The sequence below is a fragment of the Microbacterium sp. NPDC087592 genome, assembly GCF_044743585.1.
Classification (GTDB): Bacteria; Actinomycetota; Actinomycetes; order Actinomycetales; family Microbacteriaceae; genus Microbacterium.
In genome coordinates, this window is the sequence record NZ_JBIUWT010000001.1 from 1,019,849 (window position 1) to 1,036,974 (window position 17,126).

The following is a 17,126-nucleotide window of genomic DNA, read 5'->3' on the forward strand; positions in this document are numbered from 1 at the left end:
AGTGCACGGCTTCGCGACCCTGCGACCTCGCCGAGTGCACGGCTTCGCGACGAGTGCACGGCTTCGCGACCCTGCCACCTCGCCGAGCGCACGGCTTCGCGACGAGTGCACGGCTTCGCGACGCAAACACCCCGTGCACTCGGCAGCATCCCGTGCACTCGGCACCGGCCAGCGCGGCCAGCGCGGCGAGCGCGCGATTTCGGCCGAGTCCCAGCGCGAATCCTGCCAACGTGCGGGTTCGCGGTTGACGTGGCGAGCTTTCTTCAAGAAAGTGGGCGGATGCCGCTTCGCTCCGACTGGTCGTCCTCGACCTGCCCGATCGCCCGCTCCGCCGACGTGCTCGCCGACCCATGGGTGCTCCTCATCCTGCGCGAGCTCTTCTCGGGTCGCACCCGCTTCGACCAGCTGCGCGATGCCACCGGCGCGGCCGACTCGGTGCTCTCCCGGCGACTGACCTCGATGGGTGAGGCCGACCTCGTCGTGCGCGAAGACCCCGACGACGCTCGCAGCGGCTACCGGCTGACGGATGCCGGGCGCCAGACGCTCCCGATCCTGCACGCCTACGCGCGGTTCGCCCGCATCACCGACCCCGATGGCGCCTGGGGTCTGACGGTCAGCTGCGGCCGGTGCGGCGACGTCTCGGATTCGGTCGACTGGTGTGCGACCTGCGCGGAGCCGCTCGACGCCGACAGTACCCGCTGGGCACGACGCAGCATGGGCGGGGAGCCCTTCGCGCTTCTCGCCGGGCACGCGGCATGACCTCTGAATCGGTCGACGAGCCGACCGCCGGGCCCATCGAGACCCGACAGCGCCGCTTCCACCCGGCATGGACCGTCGCGCTCGTCGCCCTCATCGCGCTCATCGGCGCCGCCGGCTTCCGCGCCGCCCCCGGCGTGCTCATGGTGCCGCTCGAAGAGGAGTTCGGTTGGAGCACCGCCGAACTCTCGCTCGCGGTCTCGATCAACCTCCTGCTCTACGGCCTCATCGCCCCGTTCGCCGCCGCGCTCATGCAGCGCTTCGGCATCCGCGCGGTCACGGTCGTCGCACTCTTCGTGATCGGCGCGGGCGCGGCACTGAGCGTTTTCGTCGCCACTCCCGGCCAGCTCATCCTGACCTGGGGTGTGCTGATCGGCCTCGGCACCGGATCGATGGCGCTGGTGTTCGCCGCCACGATCACCGACACATGGTTCGCGACCCGCCGCGGCCTGGTCTCGGGCGTGCTCACGGCCGGCAGCGCGACCGGACAGCTCATCTTCCTCCCCGTGATCGCGGTCGCCGCGGAAGACATCGGATGGCGCGGGGCCTCGCTCATCGTCGCGGGCGGCGCTCTCGCGGTCATGCCCCTCGTCTGGATCTTCCTGCGCAACCGCCCGAGCGACCTCGGCGTCGCGCGCTACGGCGAAGCCGCGCCCACCGTGGCGGCGACACCGGTTCCCCGCGGAACGGCCTGGGGAGCCGCGAAGCTCGCGCTGACCACGCTGCGAGAGGCCGCGCGCACGAAGACGTTCTGGGCGCTGGCGATCGGGTTCGCGATCTGCGGGGCGACGACCAACGGACTCATCGGCACGCACTTCATCCCCAGCGCGCACGACCATGGGATGGCGACCACGACCGCCGCCGGCCTGCTCGCGGTCGTCGGCATCTTCGACATCGTCGGCACCGTGTTCTCAGGGTGGCTGACCGACCGTGTGAACCCCCGCATCCTGCTCGCGGCGTACTACGCACTGCGCGGGGTGAGCCTGCTGTTCCTCCCGAGCCTGCTCTCGGCCGAAGTGCAGCCGAGCATCATCGTGTTCATCGTCATCTACGGCCTCGACTGGGTCGCCACGGTGCCGCCGACGATCGCGCTGTGCCGCGAGGTCTTCGGCGACAAGGGACCGCTCGTGTTCGGCTGGGTGTTCGCGGCGCACCAGATCGGCGCGGGTATCGCGTCCGTGCTCGCCGGGGTCGTCCGCGACCACACGGGCCAGTACACGTTCGCGTGGTTCGCGGCGGCCGGTCTCTGCGCGGTCGCGGCTCTGGTCAGCGCGACCATCCGCCGGCACCCTGCCCCCGCACCCGCCCCCGTTCGCGAGTAGCCGCGCGTTCCACCCGGTCGAGTGCACGGGATGCTGCCGACTGCACGGCTTGTTCACGTGTACAAGCCGTGCACTCGGCGCGAACCCGTGCACTCGGCGTCAGCGAGCGGGCGCGGGCAAGCGAGCGGGCGAGCGCGAGCGGGCGGGCGGGCGAGCGCGCGCGAGCGCCGGGGTCAGAGCACCTTCGAGAGGAAGTCCTTCAGTCGCTCGTTCTTCGGGGCGCCGAACAACTCGGCGGGCGCGGCCTCTTCGACCACGACGCCGCCGTCCATGAAGACCGTGCGGCCGGAGACCTCGCGGGCGAAGCCCATCTCGTGCGTCACCAGCACCATGGTCATGCCGCCCGAGGCCAGGTCGCGGATCACCTGGAGCACCTCACCGACCATCTCGGGGTCGAGGGCGCTCGTCGCCTCGTCGAACAGCATGATCTCGGGGTCCATCGCGAGCGCGCGGGCGATCGCCACGCGCTGCTTCTGTCCACCGGAGAGGGATGCCGGCTTCGCGTCGGCCTTCTCCGACAGGCCGACCCGCTCCAGAAGAGCCAGCGCCCGCTCACGCGCCTGAGCCTTCGTCATCTTGCCGCACTCGACCGGCGCGAGGGTGATGTTCTCGAGCACGGTCATGTGGGGGAACAGGTTGAAGTGCTGGAACACCATGCCGATGCGCTGACGCACCTCATCGAGCTTCACACTCTTGTCTGTCAGGTCGACGCCGTCGATGATGACGTGTCCCGAGGTCGGCTCCTCGAGCTTGTTGAGGCAGCGCAGCAGGGTGGACTTGCCCGAACCCGACGGGCCGATGACGGCGACGACCTCGCCGTCTTCCACCGCCAGGTTGATGCCCTTGAGCACCTCGTTGTCGCCGAACGACTTGTGCAGGTCCTGCACCACGATCTTGCTCATGCGTTGAACGTCCTCTCCAGGCGGTTCGCGAGCAACGTCAGCAGCGTGATCACGATGAAGTAGATGATGGCGACGATCGTCAGCACCTGCGCTGACAGGTACGTCGACGCGATGATCTGGCGGGACACGAACGTCAGCTCCGCGAGGCCGATGACGCTGATCAGCGACGTGTCCTTGAGGGTGATGATGCCCTGGTTCACGAACGACGGGATCATGATGCGGAACGCCTGCGGGAGCACGACCTTCTGCATCGTCTTCCAGTGACTGAGCCCCAACGAACGCGAGGCCTCGTTCTGACCGGGATCGACCGCCTGGATGCCGCCGCGGATGATCTCGGTCATGTACGCGCCCGTGTTGAGCGAGAGCGTGATCGCACCGGCGACGAAGGGATCGAACTTCAGGTCGGGGATCAGCTGCGGGATCGCGAAGAACACGAAAAACGCCTGGATGAGGATCGGGGTGCCACGGAAGACGTAGACGTACGCGGTGGAGATCCACCGCAGGGGAGCGAACTTCGCGAGACGTCCGAAGCCGAAGATGATGCCGAGGATGAAGGCGGCCACGACCGCGACGAGAGTCGCGAGGATGGTGAGCCAGAGCCCCTGCATGAGCGCGGGCCAATATTCGACGGCCACCGAGATGATGTCCGTCGGCTGCGCGGACTCCTCACCACCGGCGAGGTAGGTGTCGACGATCTCGTCGTACTCGCCCGAGGACTGGAGGTTCGCGAGTCCCGCGTTGAACATCTCGATCAGTTCGGGGTTCTCGCCCTTGTTGACCGCGAAGCCGTACTCGCCGCCCAGCTCGGGCTTGCCGATCAGACGGAAGCCGGACCCCTGCTGGATGCCGTAGGCCAGCACCGGGAAGTCCTCGAAATAGCCGACCGCCTGGCCGGCCTTCACGGCATCCACCATGTCGGTCGTGTCCTGGTAGGGGGTGACCTTGAAGCCGTACTCGTCCTTGTTCTCGTCGGCGAAAGTCTGCCCCTGCGTGCCGGTCTTGACGGCAACGGCCTTGCCGTCGAGGTCGTCGAGGGACTGGATGTCGCTCGCCTCGAGTACGCCGAGCTGTATGCCGCTGGTGAAGTAGGGCTCGCTGAAGTCGAACGTCTTCTCGCGCGCCTCGGTGATCGACATGCCGGCCATGACGGCGTCGACCTGGTTGGACTGCAGCGCTTGGACGGCGGCGTCGAATCCGAGCTGGCGGATCTCGACCTCGAAGCCCTGGTCTTTCGCGATCGCACGGAGCAGATCCATGTCGATGCCGACGAGGTCGCCGTCCGCGTTCGTGAACTCGAACGGCGCGAACGTCGTGTCGGTGCCGATGACGTACTTCTCGCCGTCGTCCGCGGCGGTGGCGGGGGCGGCTCCGGCCAGGAGCGCGCCGACGGCGACGAACGTGGCGAGCGCGGCCGCGCCGACAGTGCGGATAGACCGGCGCAGGCGGCCCGTCGCGGCGGATGGATTTCGGATCACGACGTGTGCTCCTCGGGTCGACAGCAGCGACCGGACGATCGCCGAGCATCCACCTTAGTCGCCGCCCCGCCGCACACCCGCCTCGACAGGTCTGCCAGGAACCGCGCAGAGGGGCGGATCCGCGCTCAGGCCGGCGACAACTCGATCCAGTACCGCCGCACGCGGGGCTGCCCCGGCTCGGGAGCCTCGACCACGTCTTCCAGCTCGCCGCCGGCCCCTTCGATCGTGCGGATGGAGCCGATGTTGTCGTCGTCGCAGGTGAGCATCACGCGGTCGTATCCCTCGGACTTCGCGAACCGGAGCACGAGACGGAGGGCCTCGCGCACGATTCCCTCCCGACGCCGGGACGGGATCGTCGCGTAGCCGATGTGGCCGCCGAAGCGACGCAGCCAGTCGTTGAGCTCACGGCGGAACGCGATGAACCCCACGACGCGGTCGCCCTCGGTGATCCAGAAGAAGTCGCACGCCACGTGCCCCTCGGGCAACACCGCGCCCGGAGTGGCGTACAGCGCCGCCTTCGCGACGAACGCCTCGCACGCGGCCCGGTCGGGCGTGAATCCCTGTTCGTAACCGCCACCGTCGATGTGTCCGCCGTCGAACTCGGTCACGGCAGCGGCCCAGGAGTCGAAGAGGTCGATGGTCGGTCGAGCGAGAGCGATCGTCATCGCCCGATGACACCAGAAAGGCACCGTATCCGCAAACCGACGGACACGGCACCCTCCCGAACTCGACTACTCGGGACGCGCGGCTGCGGGAGCCGCGGCATCCACCTTGTCGTAGCGACCGAGGAACAGCGAGGCGACGAGCGCGATCACCATGACGCAGGCCGGCAGCAGGATCGCCTGCGACATCCCGGCGGCGAAACCATCGGCCACCTGCGGCGGCAGCGTTCCCCCGGTCGAGATGCCGGCCGGTGCATCGGCGAGACCGGGCAGGTTCGCCTCGAGGCGGGATTGCATGAACGCGGCGATGGATGCCGAGCCGATGACCGACCCGATGGTCCGGGTGGTGTTGTAGATGCCGGCACCGGCACCCGCCTGGCGCGGCGGGAGTTTGCGCGTCGCGGTGGTCGCGAGCGGCCCCCACATACCCGCGTTGCCGATGCCCATCAGTGCCGACGGGAGCAGGAACATCCAGATCGGGGTGTCCATGTTGATCAGGGCCGAATACCAGATCAGCGCACCGGCGACGCAGAGCAGACCCGGGATGAGGATGATGCGCGGATCCACCCGGTCGAGCAGCTTGCCCGCCGCCGGAGCGAGCGCACCCGAGAGCACCGCCATCGGGATCAGCAGCAGCGCCGCCTCCGTGGGGGTGAGCCCGCGCGCGGTCTGCAGGAAGAACATCATCGGCAGCGACATGCTCGTCACCGTGAAGCCGACCGCGGCGATGGCGACGTTCGCTCCCGAGAAGTTGCGGTCGCGGAACAGCTCGAGCGGTACCAGCGGTTCGCTGCGTGTCTTGGCCTGCTGCAGGATGAACAGCCCGAGAACGATGAGTCCGACGATGATCAGACCCCACACCGAGATGGGACCCCAGATCACGCCCCAGTCGAACTTCTCGCCCTCCTGGAGGCCGAAGACGATGAGGAAGAGCGCCACGGCGCTCAGCACGACGCCGACGATGTCGAAACGGTGGGGATGGGTCGCGAGCTTCGGCACCAGGCGCCAGGCGAGCACGAACGCGACGATGCCGACCGGGATGTTCACGAAGAAGATCCACTCCCAGCCGAACCCGTCGACGAGCAGGCCGCCGACGAGCGGACCGACGAGCGTCGCGACACCGGCCGTCGCACCCCAGAGGCCCATGGCGGCACCGCGGCGCTCCGGGGGGAAGGTGCGCGTGATCACGGCCATGGTCTGCGGCGTCATGAACGCCGCGCCCAGCCCCTGCACGGCACGCGCGACGATCAGGCCCTCGAGCGAGTTCGACAGTCCGCACCACAGCGAGGCGAGCGTGAAGATCGCGAGGCCGATCAGGTAGATGTTCTTCGGCCCGAAGCGATCGCCGAGGCGTCCGGTGATCAGCAGCGGCACCGCGTAGGCGAGCAGGTACGCGCTCGTGACCCACACGACGTTGTCGAGGTTGTTCGTGTTCGGATCGAGCGCCGCCTTGATCGCCGGGTTCGCGACAGACACGATCGTGGTGTCGACGAGGATCATGAAGAAGCCGATGACCAGTGCCCAGAGGGCGGGCCAGGGGCTGGTGGGCTTGTGCCCCACGGAGTAGGTTCCGGTCGAGGGACCGGAGGTGGAGGGCACGGACACCGGCGGGCGGTCTCCGTCGCGGGGAGTGTCTGTCATTGCTGTGCAGCCTTTCGCTGAGCGCGGTAGCGTTCTGAGTTCGGGAATGCCGCGGGTCCCCACGGCAGGTCTTCGGCTTCGAGGCGGGCGATCAGTGAGTCGGCCCAGCGCAGCTCGGCCTCGAGCAGCACCTCCTGCCGCTCGTACTCCACGAGCACCTGCTCGGGCACGCCATCGCGTCTCGCGTCGATCAGTCCATCGCGATACGCGACGCGCTCGTCGTCGAGGGAGACGCGACGCGACCGCAGACACTGGAGCACATCTCCACGTTCGAGGTTGTGCGCCTCGGCGAGCGCGATCCGGAACTCGGCGGGACGATCGATCGTCGACAGCTCGCGTCGCAGCCAGGCGATGAGGGTCTCCCGACCTGCGTCGGTCAGCGAGTACGTCGTGCGCTCGGGGCGATTCCCCTCGCGGTCACTGCCGACCTCGTCGATGAGCCCCGCCCGCTGGAGCCGGCCGACCGTGTGATAGAGCGTGCCGTTCGTGAGGGTCAGCAGCCGATCGTCGCGGCGCACCCGCATCAGTCGCACCATCTCGTAGGGGTGCATGTCGCCCTCGCGCAGCAGGGAGAGGATCATCGCCCCCATCGGGGTCAGTCGTTGCATGGCCCCTCCCCGGGTGTCGCGCTCAAATAGTCCATGTGGACTATACGCCGTACCGCCGACAGCAACAAGACCGGCGGCCGGGCGGATCAGCGGCCGGGGCGGATTAGCCGAGAGCGGCCGTGAGCTGTGCCGGGGTGAGCGGCCGATCCGCGTACACGAGCCGCATCACCGCGGGATCGGGGTTGCCGACATCCGGCGCACGATGCACGAGCTCCAGACCGAGCTTCTCTGCCACGTGCGCCGACGCGCGGTTGTGCTCCACGAGGAAAGCGATCACCGGACGATCGGGGGCGATGATCCGTGCCTGCTCGATGCCCGCACGCGCCAGCTCGGTCGCATACCCGTGCCCGTGATGGTCGGCCGCGATCCGATAGCCGACATTCCACACCTCGTCGCGCAACAGCGTGCACCCGCCGTTGCCGATGATCTCCCCCGTCTCCCTGAGCCGTGCGACCCACGATCCGAGTCCCGCCTGCTCCCAGCTGTCGGACCAGCGCGCCATCATGTGGAGAGACGTCGCGGGGTCGGTGTGCCGAAGGCTCGGATAGTGACCCCACACTCGCGGATCGCTCTGGATCGCGAAGATCGCGTCGAGGTCGGACGGGACCGCCCGCGACAGGCGGAGCCGGTCGGTGAAGATGTCATCAGCCACCCCTCCACGCTAGACAACCGTTCCGACACCGGTCGATGCGACCCACGGTCCGCGACTTCTCGGCGGGTGGGCGCTGACGGAACCGGGATAATGGGCGGGTGAGCACTCCTTCAGAAGGCACGGCACAGAGCATCCCCGGCTGGCGGCACATCTACTCGGGCAAGGTCCGCGACCTGTACGCCTCCGAGGATCCGGCGGACACGCGCATCCTCGTCGTCGCCTCCGACCGCGTGAGCGCCTTCGACTTCGTGCTCTCGCCCGGCATCACGGACAAGGGCGCCCTGCTGACGCGACTGAGCCGCTGGTGGTTCGCGCAGCTCTCCGACTTCCCGAACCACATCGCCGAGGGCGACCTGCCCGAGGAAGTCGCCGACCGCGCCATGCTCGCGCAGTCGCTCGAGATGCTGCCGATCGAGTGCGTCGTGCGCGGCTACATCACCGGTTCCGGCTGGGCCGAGTACCAGGAGAGCGGCACGGTGTGCGGCATTCCGCTGCCCGCCGGCCTGCAGAACGGCGACAGGTTGCCCGAGCCCCTGTTCACCCCGGCCTACAAGGCGCCGATGGGCGAGCACGACGAGAACATCACGTTCGAGCGCACCGTCGAACTGGTCGGAGCGGAGCGCGCGGCCGAGCTGCGCGACACTTCCCTCGCGATCTACGCCCGTGCCGCCGAGATCGCCGAGGAGAAGGGCCTGATCCTCGCCGACACCAAGTTCGAGTTCGGGACGGATGCCGACGGCACCCTGCGCCTGGCCGACGAGGTGCTCACGAGCGACTCGTCGCGCTACTGGGACGCCGAGGCGTGGCGCACCGGCACCACCCCGAGCGCGCGCATGGCGAGCTTCGACAAGCAGATCGTGCGCGACTGGATGGCCGCAAACTGGGACAAGCAGGGCGAGCCGCCGGCCCTCCCCGCCGATGTCGTCGAGCGCACCGCCGACCGCTACCGCGAGCTGATCGACCGCCTCGGGGCCTGATCCCGTCAGGCCGGTTCGACGAGCCGCACGTCGGTGTGGACGAAGTCGTCTCCCTTGAACAGCAGCGGCTCGTCGCGGGTGGTCGCGAGCGCATAGGAGAAGCAGTCGCCGTAGTTCAGGCGAGCGCGGCTCCCTGACCCTCGGCCGTAGCGGGCGTATGCCCTGCTCGCCAGGCGCGCCTGCACCTCATCGACGGGAACGACCTCTGATCGCGTCACCTCCAGAAGCTCGTCGAGCGCAAGCGCCTTCGCTTCGCCGCCCTTGCTGCGGAGGACGATCGTGCACTCCGCGAGCGTGGCCGCGGACAAGGCGAAGGGCCGCGACTCCAACAGGTCGCTCATCTCTTCGGCTTCCGGCTCAGCCATCAGCACCGCGACCAACGCCGAGGAGTCGACGATCATCGCGGCATCCCCGTCTCGTCGTAGAGCTCGTCCATGATCTCCTCTGTCGTGCGCCCGGTGGAGGGAAGCTGCTGCGCCCGGCGGATCACCGCACGGATACGGCGACGACGCTCCTCTTCGTCGGCCGACTGCTGCTGCTCCAACTCGGCGAGACGTCGCCGCACCGCATCCTCGACGGCACTCGTCTGACTCTGACCGGTCAACGCCGCGAGCCGTCGAACGAGCTCATGCGTGGTCTCGTTCTTGATGTTGAGGCTCATGTCTACCATTCTACCTTTGCGTCTACCTTGGTAGAAGCGTTCAGGAAAAACTCAGGAATCGGTAGTGTTGCTCCGGCACTCCTGCCATCCCCCGAACCTTGAGGAGCCCGCATGGCCCTGTGGAAGCTGCACGGAAACGGCCGCACGGTCGAGCCCGGCGCCGTCGTCCGTCCCGACGAGCGCCTGAACTGGCCCGCCACGATCGCGATCGGACTCCAGCACGTCGTCGCGATGTTCGGCGCGACGTTCCTGGTGCCGATCATCACCGGCTTCCCGGTCGCCACGACCCTGCTGTTCAGCGGTGTCGGCACCATCCTGTTCCTGCTGGTCACGCGCAACAAGCTGCCCAGCTATCTCGGTTCGTCGTTCGCGTTCATCGCGCCGGTCACGGCAGCCACCGCCTCGGCGAACATGGGCACCGCCCTGGCCGGCATCGTCGCCGTCGGAGTGCTGCTCGCGATCATCGGCGTCGTGGTGCACACGGTCGGCGTCAAGTGGGTCGACCGCTTCCTGCCGCCGGTGCTCGCCGGGACGATCGTCGCCCTCATCGGGTTCAACCTCGCCGGCGCCGCGCACGACAACTACGCCGATGCACCAGTGACCGCGACGTTCACGCTCGCCATCACGATCCTGTTCGCCGTCGTGTTCCGCGGATTCCTCGGACGCATCTCGATCTTCCTCGGCGTCATCGCGGGCTACATCTTCGCGGCGTTCCGTGGCGAGCTCGACTTCTCGGCCGTGGAGAAGGCCGATTGGGTCGGCCTCCCCACCTTCACCTTCCCGAACTTCACCGAGCCCGGCACCCTCACCGCCCTCGCCATGTTCCTCCCGGTCGTGCTCGTGCTGATCGCCGAGAACGTCGGACACGTGCGCGGCGTCGCGACCATGACGGGCGACGCGAGCGTGAACCAGCAGACCGGCAAGGCCCTGATCGCCGACGGCGTCTCGACCACCCTCGCCGGCTTCTTCGGCGGTTCGGGCACCACGACCTACGGCGAGAACATCGGCGTGATGGCCTCCACCCGCGTGTACTCCACCGCCGCCTACTGGGTCGCCGGTATCGCCGCGATCCTGCTCAGCCTCTCGCCCAAGTTCGGCGAGGTCATCAACTCGGTGCCGGCCGGCGTGCTCGGCGGCGTGACCACGGCGCTGTACGGCCTCATCGGCGTCATCGGCATCAAGATCTGGGTCGACAACCGCGTCGACTTCTCGCGCCCGGTGAACCAGTACACGGCAGCCGTGGCCCTGATCATGGCCGTCGGCGGGTTCATGATCAAGGATGAGGCGTCCGGCTTCGAGCTCGGCGGCATCGTCATCGCCACGGTCGCGGCGATCCTCATCTACCACCTGGGCAACCTGATCGCCCGTCTGCGCAAGACCGGCGCCGACGACCCGAAGCCTCTCGAGGCGGTCGGCCCGCTCGGCGGCGACCCCGCCTAGCGGGTTGGTCTTCGCGTTCACAACTCAGGAGAAGCCCGCCGAGACTCACCCGTGAGGGCGGTTCTCGTCGGATTCACTCGGTTCTTCCTGAGTTGTGAACCGATCGGCGGCGGAACTCAGCTGTCGGAGCGCACCTGCACGGCGAATCGAAGGCGCACGCCCGGCGGCAGTTGACCTGCGAGGTCGAGGCTGCGGTCGGTGAGGGCGCCGATGATCGGGTACCCGCCGGTCAGCGGGTGGTCGGGGAGGAAGAGCACCGGCTGCCCGTCGGGTGGCACCTGGATCGCACCGGTGACCGCTCCCTCGCTGGGCAGCTCGCCGTCGACAGAACGCTCCAGCGGGGCATCGCCCTGAAGACGGATGCCGACCCGGTCGGAGCGCGGTGTGACCGTCCACTCCTGGGCCGTGAGCACCTCGAGGGCATCCGCCGTGAACCAGTCGTCGCGCGGACCGAGCGTGATCTCGAGCTCGACGACATCGCCGGCGGCCGGGAGATCGCGCGGCACGGCGCCGGGCTCGACCGCGTGCGGAGCGGCCTCGCCGATCGGGAGGACGGCCCCGGCCGCGAGCGGCTCCGGACCGAGTCCCGCGAGGGTGTCGGACGCACGACTGCCCAGTGCAGGCGACACATCGACTCCGCCGCGGACCCCGATGACGCACCGCAGACCGCTTTCCGGATGGCCGAGTGTCAGCTCGTCGCCGTCGAACGTGGCGAAGGGCTCGCCGTGGAGAATCGGGCGGGCGAAGCCCTCAGCTCCGGTCAGGGTGAGGGTGCCGATCGCCCCCGTGACCGCCGCGACACCCGCCCCGTGGAACCGGAGCACCGCTCCCCCGACACTCTCGAGCACCGCGGCCGCGACGGTGTTCCCCACGGCGCGGTTCGCATCCCGCATCGCGCGCCGGTCGGCGGCTCCGGATGCCGAGACCCCGAGTGCCGCGAACCCAGGGCGCCCGGCATCCTGCACCAGCAGCTGCAGCGAGGGCCGGACGACCTCGACCGCGGATGCCGTGCCGAAACCCGGACCATCCGCATCCGCATCCGCGAGTTGCCGCGCGGCGCGCCGTGGGTGCGAAGGATGGTCTCCGTTTCGGCTCACTTGAGCCGCGCCCAGCCGCGCATCCGCCCGCACCCGCTCGAAGCGCACCGCGGTCCCGGGAGCGAGGAGGGCCGGCGGATCGCGGTCGATGTCCCACATCACGGCATCCGTGCGTCCGATCAGCTGCCAACCACCGGGGCTCTCGCGCGGGTAGACGCCGGTGAACGGTCCGGCGAGTGCGACCGAGCCGGCGGGCACGCGTGTACGCGGAGACGAGCGGCGCGGCACGTCGAAGAGCGGATCGCTGCTCACCACGTATCCGAATCCGGGAGCGAACCCCGAGAACGCGACCCGCCAGTCCGCGGCGAGGTGGCGGTTCACGAGCTCCTCCGCCGAGACGCCGAGCCCGGATGCCGCCTCGTCGAGGTCTTCACCGTCGTACTGCACGGGGATCGTGACCTCCCCGTTGATGGGCGGGCGCGCGGCGTCGACCTCCGTCGCCGCCAGCGTGTGCGCGAGCTCGGTGGCCGAGACGCGCAGCGGGTCGAAGCGCACGAGCACCGTGCGCGCACCGGGGACGCGCTCGACGACGCCGGGCAGCCCTTCCCACGCGAGGTTCAGGCGCATCGCCTCGTCGAGGTCGGCCGCCTCGACGAGCAGAGCGCGATCGGATGCCGTGAGGATGCGCATCAGCCGACCTGCGCCGGTCGCCTCATCGGGAGCCCGCGAACGGTGCGATCGTGATGCCCGCGCCCTGCAGCATCCGCTTGGTCTCGGCTGCCATCGCCACTGAGCCGGGGCTGTCGCCGTGCACGCAGATCGACTGCGCCACCACGGGCACGTCCGTGCCGTCGATCGCCCGGATCACACCGTCGGCAGCGAGGCGAACCATCCGCTCCGCCACCGCGGCCGGGTCGTGCAGCACGGCACCCGCCTCGGTGCGCGACACGAGCTGCCCGTCGGGCTGATAGGCCCGATCGGCGAAGGCCTCGGCGGCGACGGCGAGCCCGGCCCGCTCGGCGACGTCGAGCACCACACCCCCGGAGAGTCCCAGCAGCACCAGGCTCGGGTCGATCGCGCGGATCGCCGCCACCACGTCCTTCGACTGCCTCTCGTCGCGGGCGATGGCGTTGTAGAGCGCGCCATGCGGCTTGACGTAGGAGACCGTCCCGCCCACCGCGGCGGCGAGCCCCATGAGAGCTCCGAGCTGGTACTCGACGTGCGCCTGGAGCGTGGCCGAGTCGAGGTCGAGGCGGGTACGACCGAAGTTCTCGTAGTCGCGATAGCCGGGATGCGCCCCGATCACGACGCCGCCCTCCACGGCGGCGGCGAGCGTCTGTCGGATGCCCTCCGGGCTGCCGGCATGGAACCCGCACGACACGTTCGCGCTCGTGACGAGGCGGAGCATGCTCGCGTCATCGCTGACGATCCGGTCGGCGACGTTCTCGCCGAGGTCCGAGTTCAGGTCGATCGACGTCATGCGATCACCCCTGCGGTTCCGCCCGCAGAGCCGCCGTCGCACGCGGGCGTGGTTCGCCGTCGCGGAGCGGAACCGGCGGAGCGATGGGCGTCGTCGGCTCGGGCAGCCCGTAGCGGCGGTGCACCCAGCGCCGGGCCTCCTCGAGCGGGTAGGTGTCGCCGAACACGGCGAACTTCACGAAGACACCCTCGAGGGTGCTGCGGAGCATGACCTCTTCGAGTGCGGGATCCTCGGCGCCGCGCGCGCGGAACAGCTGTCGCACGGCATCCTCCGCGGCGGTTGCGCGCACTTCATGCCGAGCCTCGGACTCAGCGAACAGTCGATGCGTGGCCGGCTGCTGCTGCATCGCCAGCACCGCTCGCTGCAGAGGGATCGCGTAGGCGGTGGCCGTGAGGGCTCCGTCGATCACGGCGGCGAGCATCTCGTCCGGGGTGCCCTCCACGCGGGCGAAGCCGAGCACCGTCTCGAACCATCGGTCGATGACGGCGGCGACGAGCTGCTCCTTGCCGCCGAAGTGGTAGTTCACGAGGCCCTGGGCGACCCCCGCCCGCGTCGTGATCGCGGCGATGCTCGCGCCCGCGACACCTCGTTCGCTGAAGACCTCGATGGCGGCCTCCAGGATGGCCTCCCTGGCGCGTTCTCGGGCCAGCCGGTTCTGCTCGTCGGAGCGTGCCACGCGGCATCCACCTCCTGAGTTCAGCCGGCCTGATTTTCCCGAATGCTCCCCCTGCCGTATAGATTAATCACTGAATGTCCGTTCAACCTATGAATGGATTCGATCTTCGGCTGGCTCGCTCAGCCGAGCACGACTTCGGAGATCCGAGGCGCCACGCCGCGGCATCCATCCTTCGGGGGGCGATTCGCCGCCGATCACGACGTCGTGCAACACAAACGCACGGGTGCGTCCCTGGCCAGGAGGGGGCGTCAGGGGCGCGCCCGTGTCTCACCGGATGACCGAAGACCGACCTCAGGCCGAGGCGCGGACCACGAGCTCGGTCGGCAGGATCGTCGTCTGCGGCGGATCCTGCCCGGCGAGACGGGACAGCAGCACGCGGGCCATGGTCTCGCCCTGCGCGTACATCGGCTGACGCATCGTCGTGAGCTGCGGATCGGTCGTGATCGCCACGGACGAGTCGTCGAAGCCGACCAGGGCGATGTCCTCGGGGACGCGCACACCGGCGGCGCGCAGCACCGTCAGCGCGCCGCGCGCCATCAGATCGCTGGCGACGAAGATCGCGTCCGGTCGACCTGTTTCGAGGATGCGCCGTGCGGCATCGGCTCCGCTGGCCTCGCTGTAGTCGCCCTGCTCCTCGGCGAACGGCGTCAGCCCGGCCTCGGCGAGGGCGGCCCGGAAACCCTGGATGCGGTCGCCGGAGGAGACCATGGTCAGCGGGCCCGAGATCGTCGCGATCCGCGTGCGTCCGATGTCGATCAGTCGACGGGTCGCGGTGCGGGCACCCGCGACGTTGTCGACGTCGACGACGTAGTCGCCCTCGAGCCGGCGCACGGGCCGACCGCCGTACACGACAGGCACGGCGTCCGCGACCCGGTCGATGAACGCATCGCTGGTGTGATGCGAGACGATCAGTGCGCCGTCGACGCCCCCGTTGCGCACGAAGCCGGTCATCTTGTCGCCCGGGTCGTCACTCGCGATGAGCAGGTTGAGCAGGTAGTCGGATCCGCCGAGGGCACCCGTGATGCCGGCGACGATCGCGGCGAAGAACGGGTCGCCGAAGAAGCGGTTCGTGTCTTCCGGCACGATCAGGGCGATCGCGTGCGTCTGCCGCGAGGCGAGGGAGCGCGCCGCGCGGTTGGGCACGTAGTTCAGCTCGTCGATCGCGGCGCGCACCGCGGCGAGCGCCTCCGGGCTCACCGCCGTCGACCCGTTCACGACCCGCGACACGGTCGACCGGGAGACACCGGCTGCCGCGGCCACCTCTTCGATGGTCGCTCGTGGCGACATCAACGTACGCACTCTTCCATCGCCCTATTCTCACCGACGTTCGCGCTTCGAATCGCGCACACGGTCCCATCCGGGCCCCGGATGGGACCATTCACCCGATTCGAACGCCCTGCGGCTAGAGCGAGCGGGCCGCGATGATGCGCGCGTACTCCCGGCCGGAGTCCTTGAGGCTCCGCTCCTGGGTGTCGTAGTCGACGCGCACGATGCCGAAGCGCTTGTCGTAACCCCAGGCCCATTCGTAGTTGTCGAACATCGACCAGTAGAAGTAGCCCCGCACGTCGACACCCGACTCCGCGGCATCGAGCACCGCACCCAGGTGCAGGCGCAGGAACTCCGTCCGGTCGGCGTCGTGCACGCGCGTCTCGCCGTCTTCGACCACCACGACGTCGTCGTAGGCGGCGCCGTTCTCGGTCATGTACAGCACGGTGCCCGCGGGCTCGGCGTATTCACTCCAGACCCGCTGCAGCACCCGGGTGAGGCCCTCGGGCTGCACCTCCCAGTTCTGCGCCGTGCGCGGCAGCCCGCGCTCGACCGAGTGGATGCCGTCCCTCGACGGGTAGGGGCTGCGGCCGGCGCGCTCGGTGGCGGGCCCTCCGGAGACCGGCGCCTGAGCCGGAGCCGTGCCCGACAGGAAGTCGCCGTGGTAGTAGTTCACACCCTGCGTGTCGATGGGCTGGGAGATGGTGTCGAGGTCGCCGTCGTGGACCGCGGCCTCGAACTGCGCGACGGCGTCGGCATCCACCGCGCGGATGTCCTCGACGATGTCGGCCGGATAGCTGCCGCGGTAGATCGGGTCGAGGAACCAGCGGTTGAACTGCCCGTCCACGCGGCGGGCGGCATCGACGTCCGCGGGGTTCTGCGGATCGGCGGGATCGGCGACCGTGTGGTTCAGGGTGATGCCGAGGTTGAGCGAGGCGTCGCGTCCGCGCAGCTCCTGCACGGTCTTGCCGTGCGCGAGCAGCAGGTGATGCGAGGCGAGCAGCCCCTCGGCGACGCTGGTGTGCCCCGGAGCGTGCTCCCCTCCGGTGTAGGAGAGGAAGGACGAGCACCAGGGCTCGTTGAGCGTCGTCCACACGTTCACCCGATCGCCGAGCGCGTCGTGCATGGTGCCGGCGTACTCGAGGAACCGGTCGACCGTGTCGCGGTTCGTCCAGCCACCGGCATCCTGCAGCGCCTGCGGCATGTCCCAGTGGTACAGCGTCAGCCAGGGCAGGATGTCGGCGGTGAGCAGCTCATCGACCAGGCGCTCGTAGAAGTCGACGCCCGCCGGGTTCACGGCACCGCCGTCCGGCCGCACCCGTGACCACGACGTCGAGAAGCGGTAGGTCTGCAGCCCGAGCTCGGTCATGAGGGCGACGTCGTCGCGGTAGCGGTGATAGTGGTCGCAGGCCACGTCGCCGTTGTCGCCGCCGATCACGGCGCCGGGCACGCGGGCGAACGCGTCCCAGATCGACGCCGTGCGTCCATCCTCGAACGCCGCCCCTTCGATCTGGTACGCCGCGGTCGCAGCGCCGAAGAGGAAGTTCTCGGGGAAGGAGCGGGTCATAGGG

Annotated in this window: 17 protein-coding genes; 4 read left to right on the plus strand and 13 right to left on the minus strand. The window is 69.2% G+C overall.

What is annotated here, in order from left to right; translation table 11 throughout:
* Positions 1-279: 279 nt before the first annotated feature.
* Together ACIOTO_RS04860 and ACIOTO_RS04865 are read left to right on the plus strand one after the other, a co-directional pair.
* Positions 280-759 (plus strand): winged helix-turn-helix transcriptional regulator, encoded by a 480-nt coding sequence (locus ACIOTO_RS04860; RefSeq protein WP_400856849.1) that lies wholly within the window; start codon positions 280-282, stop codon positions 757-759.
* A complete protein-coding gene (locus ACIOTO_RS04865; protein WP_400856850.1) occupies positions 756-2,078 on the plus strand; it encodes an MFS transporter in 1,323 nt (440 codons plus the stop codon). The genes ACIOTO_RS04860 and ACIOTO_RS04865 overlap by 4 nt, the downstream gene beginning before the upstream one ends.
* 173 nt (positions 2,079-2,251) lie before the next feature.
* Here ACIOTO_RS04865 and ACIOTO_RS04870 read toward each other — a convergent pair whose 3' ends face one another.
* The 6 genes from ACIOTO_RS04870 to ACIOTO_RS04895 all read right to left on the minus strand — a co-directional run bounded on the left by ACIOTO_RS04870 (position 2,252) and on the right by ACIOTO_RS04895 (position 8,018).
* Positions 2,252-2,980, minus strand: coding sequence for an amino acid ABC transporter ATP-binding protein (locus ACIOTO_RS04870; protein WP_029263084.1), 729 nt, complete (start codon positions 2,978-2,980; stop codon positions 2,252-2,254).
* Complete coding sequence (locus tag ACIOTO_RS04875; protein WP_400856852.1) at positions 2,977-4,455, minus strand: amino acid ABC transporter substrate-binding protein/permease; 1,479 nt, start codon at positions 4,453-4,455, stop codon at positions 2,977-2,979. Before ACIOTO_RS04875 ends, ACIOTO_RS04870 begins: the two co-directional genes overlap by 4 nt.
* Positions 4,456-4,580: 125 nt before the next feature.
* Positions 4,581-5,120 (minus strand): GNAT family N-acetyltransferase, encoded by a 540-nt coding sequence (locus ACIOTO_RS04880; RefSeq protein ID WP_400856853.1) that lies wholly within the window; start codon positions 5,118-5,120, stop codon positions 4,581-4,583.
* A 66-nt stretch (positions 5,121-5,186) separates the two neighbouring features.
* A complete protein-coding gene (locus ACIOTO_RS04885) occupies positions 5,187-6,758 on the minus strand; it encodes an MFS transporter (protein WP_400856854.1) in 1,572 nt (523 codons plus the stop codon).
* Positions 6,755-7,366 (minus strand): PadR family transcriptional regulator, encoded by a 612-nt coding sequence (locus ACIOTO_RS04890; RefSeq protein ID WP_400856855.1) that lies wholly within the window; start codon positions 7,364-7,366, stop codon positions 6,755-6,757. The genes ACIOTO_RS04885 and ACIOTO_RS04890 overlap by 4 nt, the downstream gene beginning before the upstream one ends.
* Before the next feature lie 103 nt (positions 7,367-7,469).
* Positions 7,470-8,018: a GNAT family N-acetyltransferase gene (locus ACIOTO_RS04895; RefSeq protein WP_400856856.1), complete on the minus strand. Its 549-nt coding sequence runs from the start codon at positions 8,016-8,018 to the stop codon at positions 7,470-7,472.
* 98 nt (positions 8,019-8,116) lie between these two features.
* Here ACIOTO_RS04895 and ACIOTO_RS04900 point away from each other — a divergent pair, with 98 nt between their 5' ends.
* Positions 8,117-8,995, plus strand: a complete 879-nt coding sequence (locus ACIOTO_RS04900) for a phosphoribosylaminoimidazolesuccinocarboxamide synthase (protein ID WP_400856857.1) — start codon at positions 8,117-8,119, stop codon at positions 8,993-8,995.
* A gap of 5 nt (positions 8,996-9,000) precedes the next feature.
* On the opposite strand, the gene ACIOTO_RS04905 is transcribed toward ACIOTO_RS04900, so the two are convergent.
* Positions 9,001-9,396 carry a type II toxin-antitoxin system VapC family toxin gene (locus tag ACIOTO_RS04905; RefSeq protein ID WP_400856859.1) on the minus strand — a complete coding sequence of 132 codons (396 nt, stop codon included), beginning with the start codon at positions 9,394-9,396 and terminating at the stop codon, positions 9,001-9,003.
* Positions 9,393-9,656, minus strand: a complete 264-nt coding sequence (locus ACIOTO_RS04910) for a type II toxin-antitoxin system VapB family antitoxin (RefSeq protein WP_105710732.1) — start codon at positions 9,654-9,656, stop codon at positions 9,393-9,395. The genes ACIOTO_RS04905 and ACIOTO_RS04910 overlap by 4 nt, the downstream gene beginning before the upstream one ends.
* Before the next feature lie 111 nt (positions 9,657-9,767).
* Here ACIOTO_RS04910 and ACIOTO_RS04915 point away from each other — a divergent pair, with 111 nt between their 5' ends.
* A complete protein-coding gene (locus tag ACIOTO_RS04915; protein ID WP_091032623.1) occupies positions 9,768-11,096 on the plus strand; it encodes a uracil-xanthine permease family protein in 1,329 nt (442 codons plus the stop codon).
* A gap of 116 nt (positions 11,097-11,212) precedes the next feature.
* Here ACIOTO_RS04915 and ACIOTO_RS04920 read toward each other — a convergent pair whose 3' ends face one another.
* From ACIOTO_RS04920 to ACIOTO_RS04940, 5 genes are all read right to left on the minus strand, one after another.
* Complete coding sequence (locus ACIOTO_RS04920) at positions 11,213-12,823, minus strand: carboxyltransferase domain-containing protein (RefSeq protein WP_400856861.1); 1,611 nt, start codon at positions 12,821-12,823, stop codon at positions 11,213-11,215.
* A 22-nt stretch (positions 12,824-12,845) separates the two neighbouring features.
* Positions 12,846-13,613 carry a LamB/YcsF family protein gene (locus tag ACIOTO_RS04925; protein WP_400856862.1) on the minus strand — a complete coding sequence of 256 codons (768 nt, stop codon included), beginning with the start codon at positions 13,611-13,613 and terminating at the stop codon, positions 12,846-12,848.
* Positions 13,614-13,617: 4 nt separating this feature from the next.
* Entirely contained in the window at positions 13,618-14,289 is a 672-nt protein-coding gene (locus tag ACIOTO_RS04930; protein WP_372468147.1) for a TetR/AcrR family transcriptional regulator, read from the minus strand.
* Positions 14,290-14,580: 291 nt separating this feature from the next.
* Positions 14,581-15,576 (minus strand): LacI family DNA-binding transcriptional regulator, encoded by a 996-nt coding sequence (locus ACIOTO_RS04935; RefSeq protein WP_029263072.1) that lies wholly within the window; start codon positions 15,574-15,576, stop codon positions 14,581-14,583.
* 115 nt (positions 15,577-15,691) lie between these two features.
* Complete coding sequence (locus ACIOTO_RS04940) at positions 15,692-17,122, minus strand: GH1 family beta-glucosidase (RefSeq protein WP_400856863.1); 1,431 nt, start codon at positions 17,120-17,122, stop codon at positions 15,692-15,694.
* Positions 17,123-17,126: the final 4 nt, after the last annotated feature.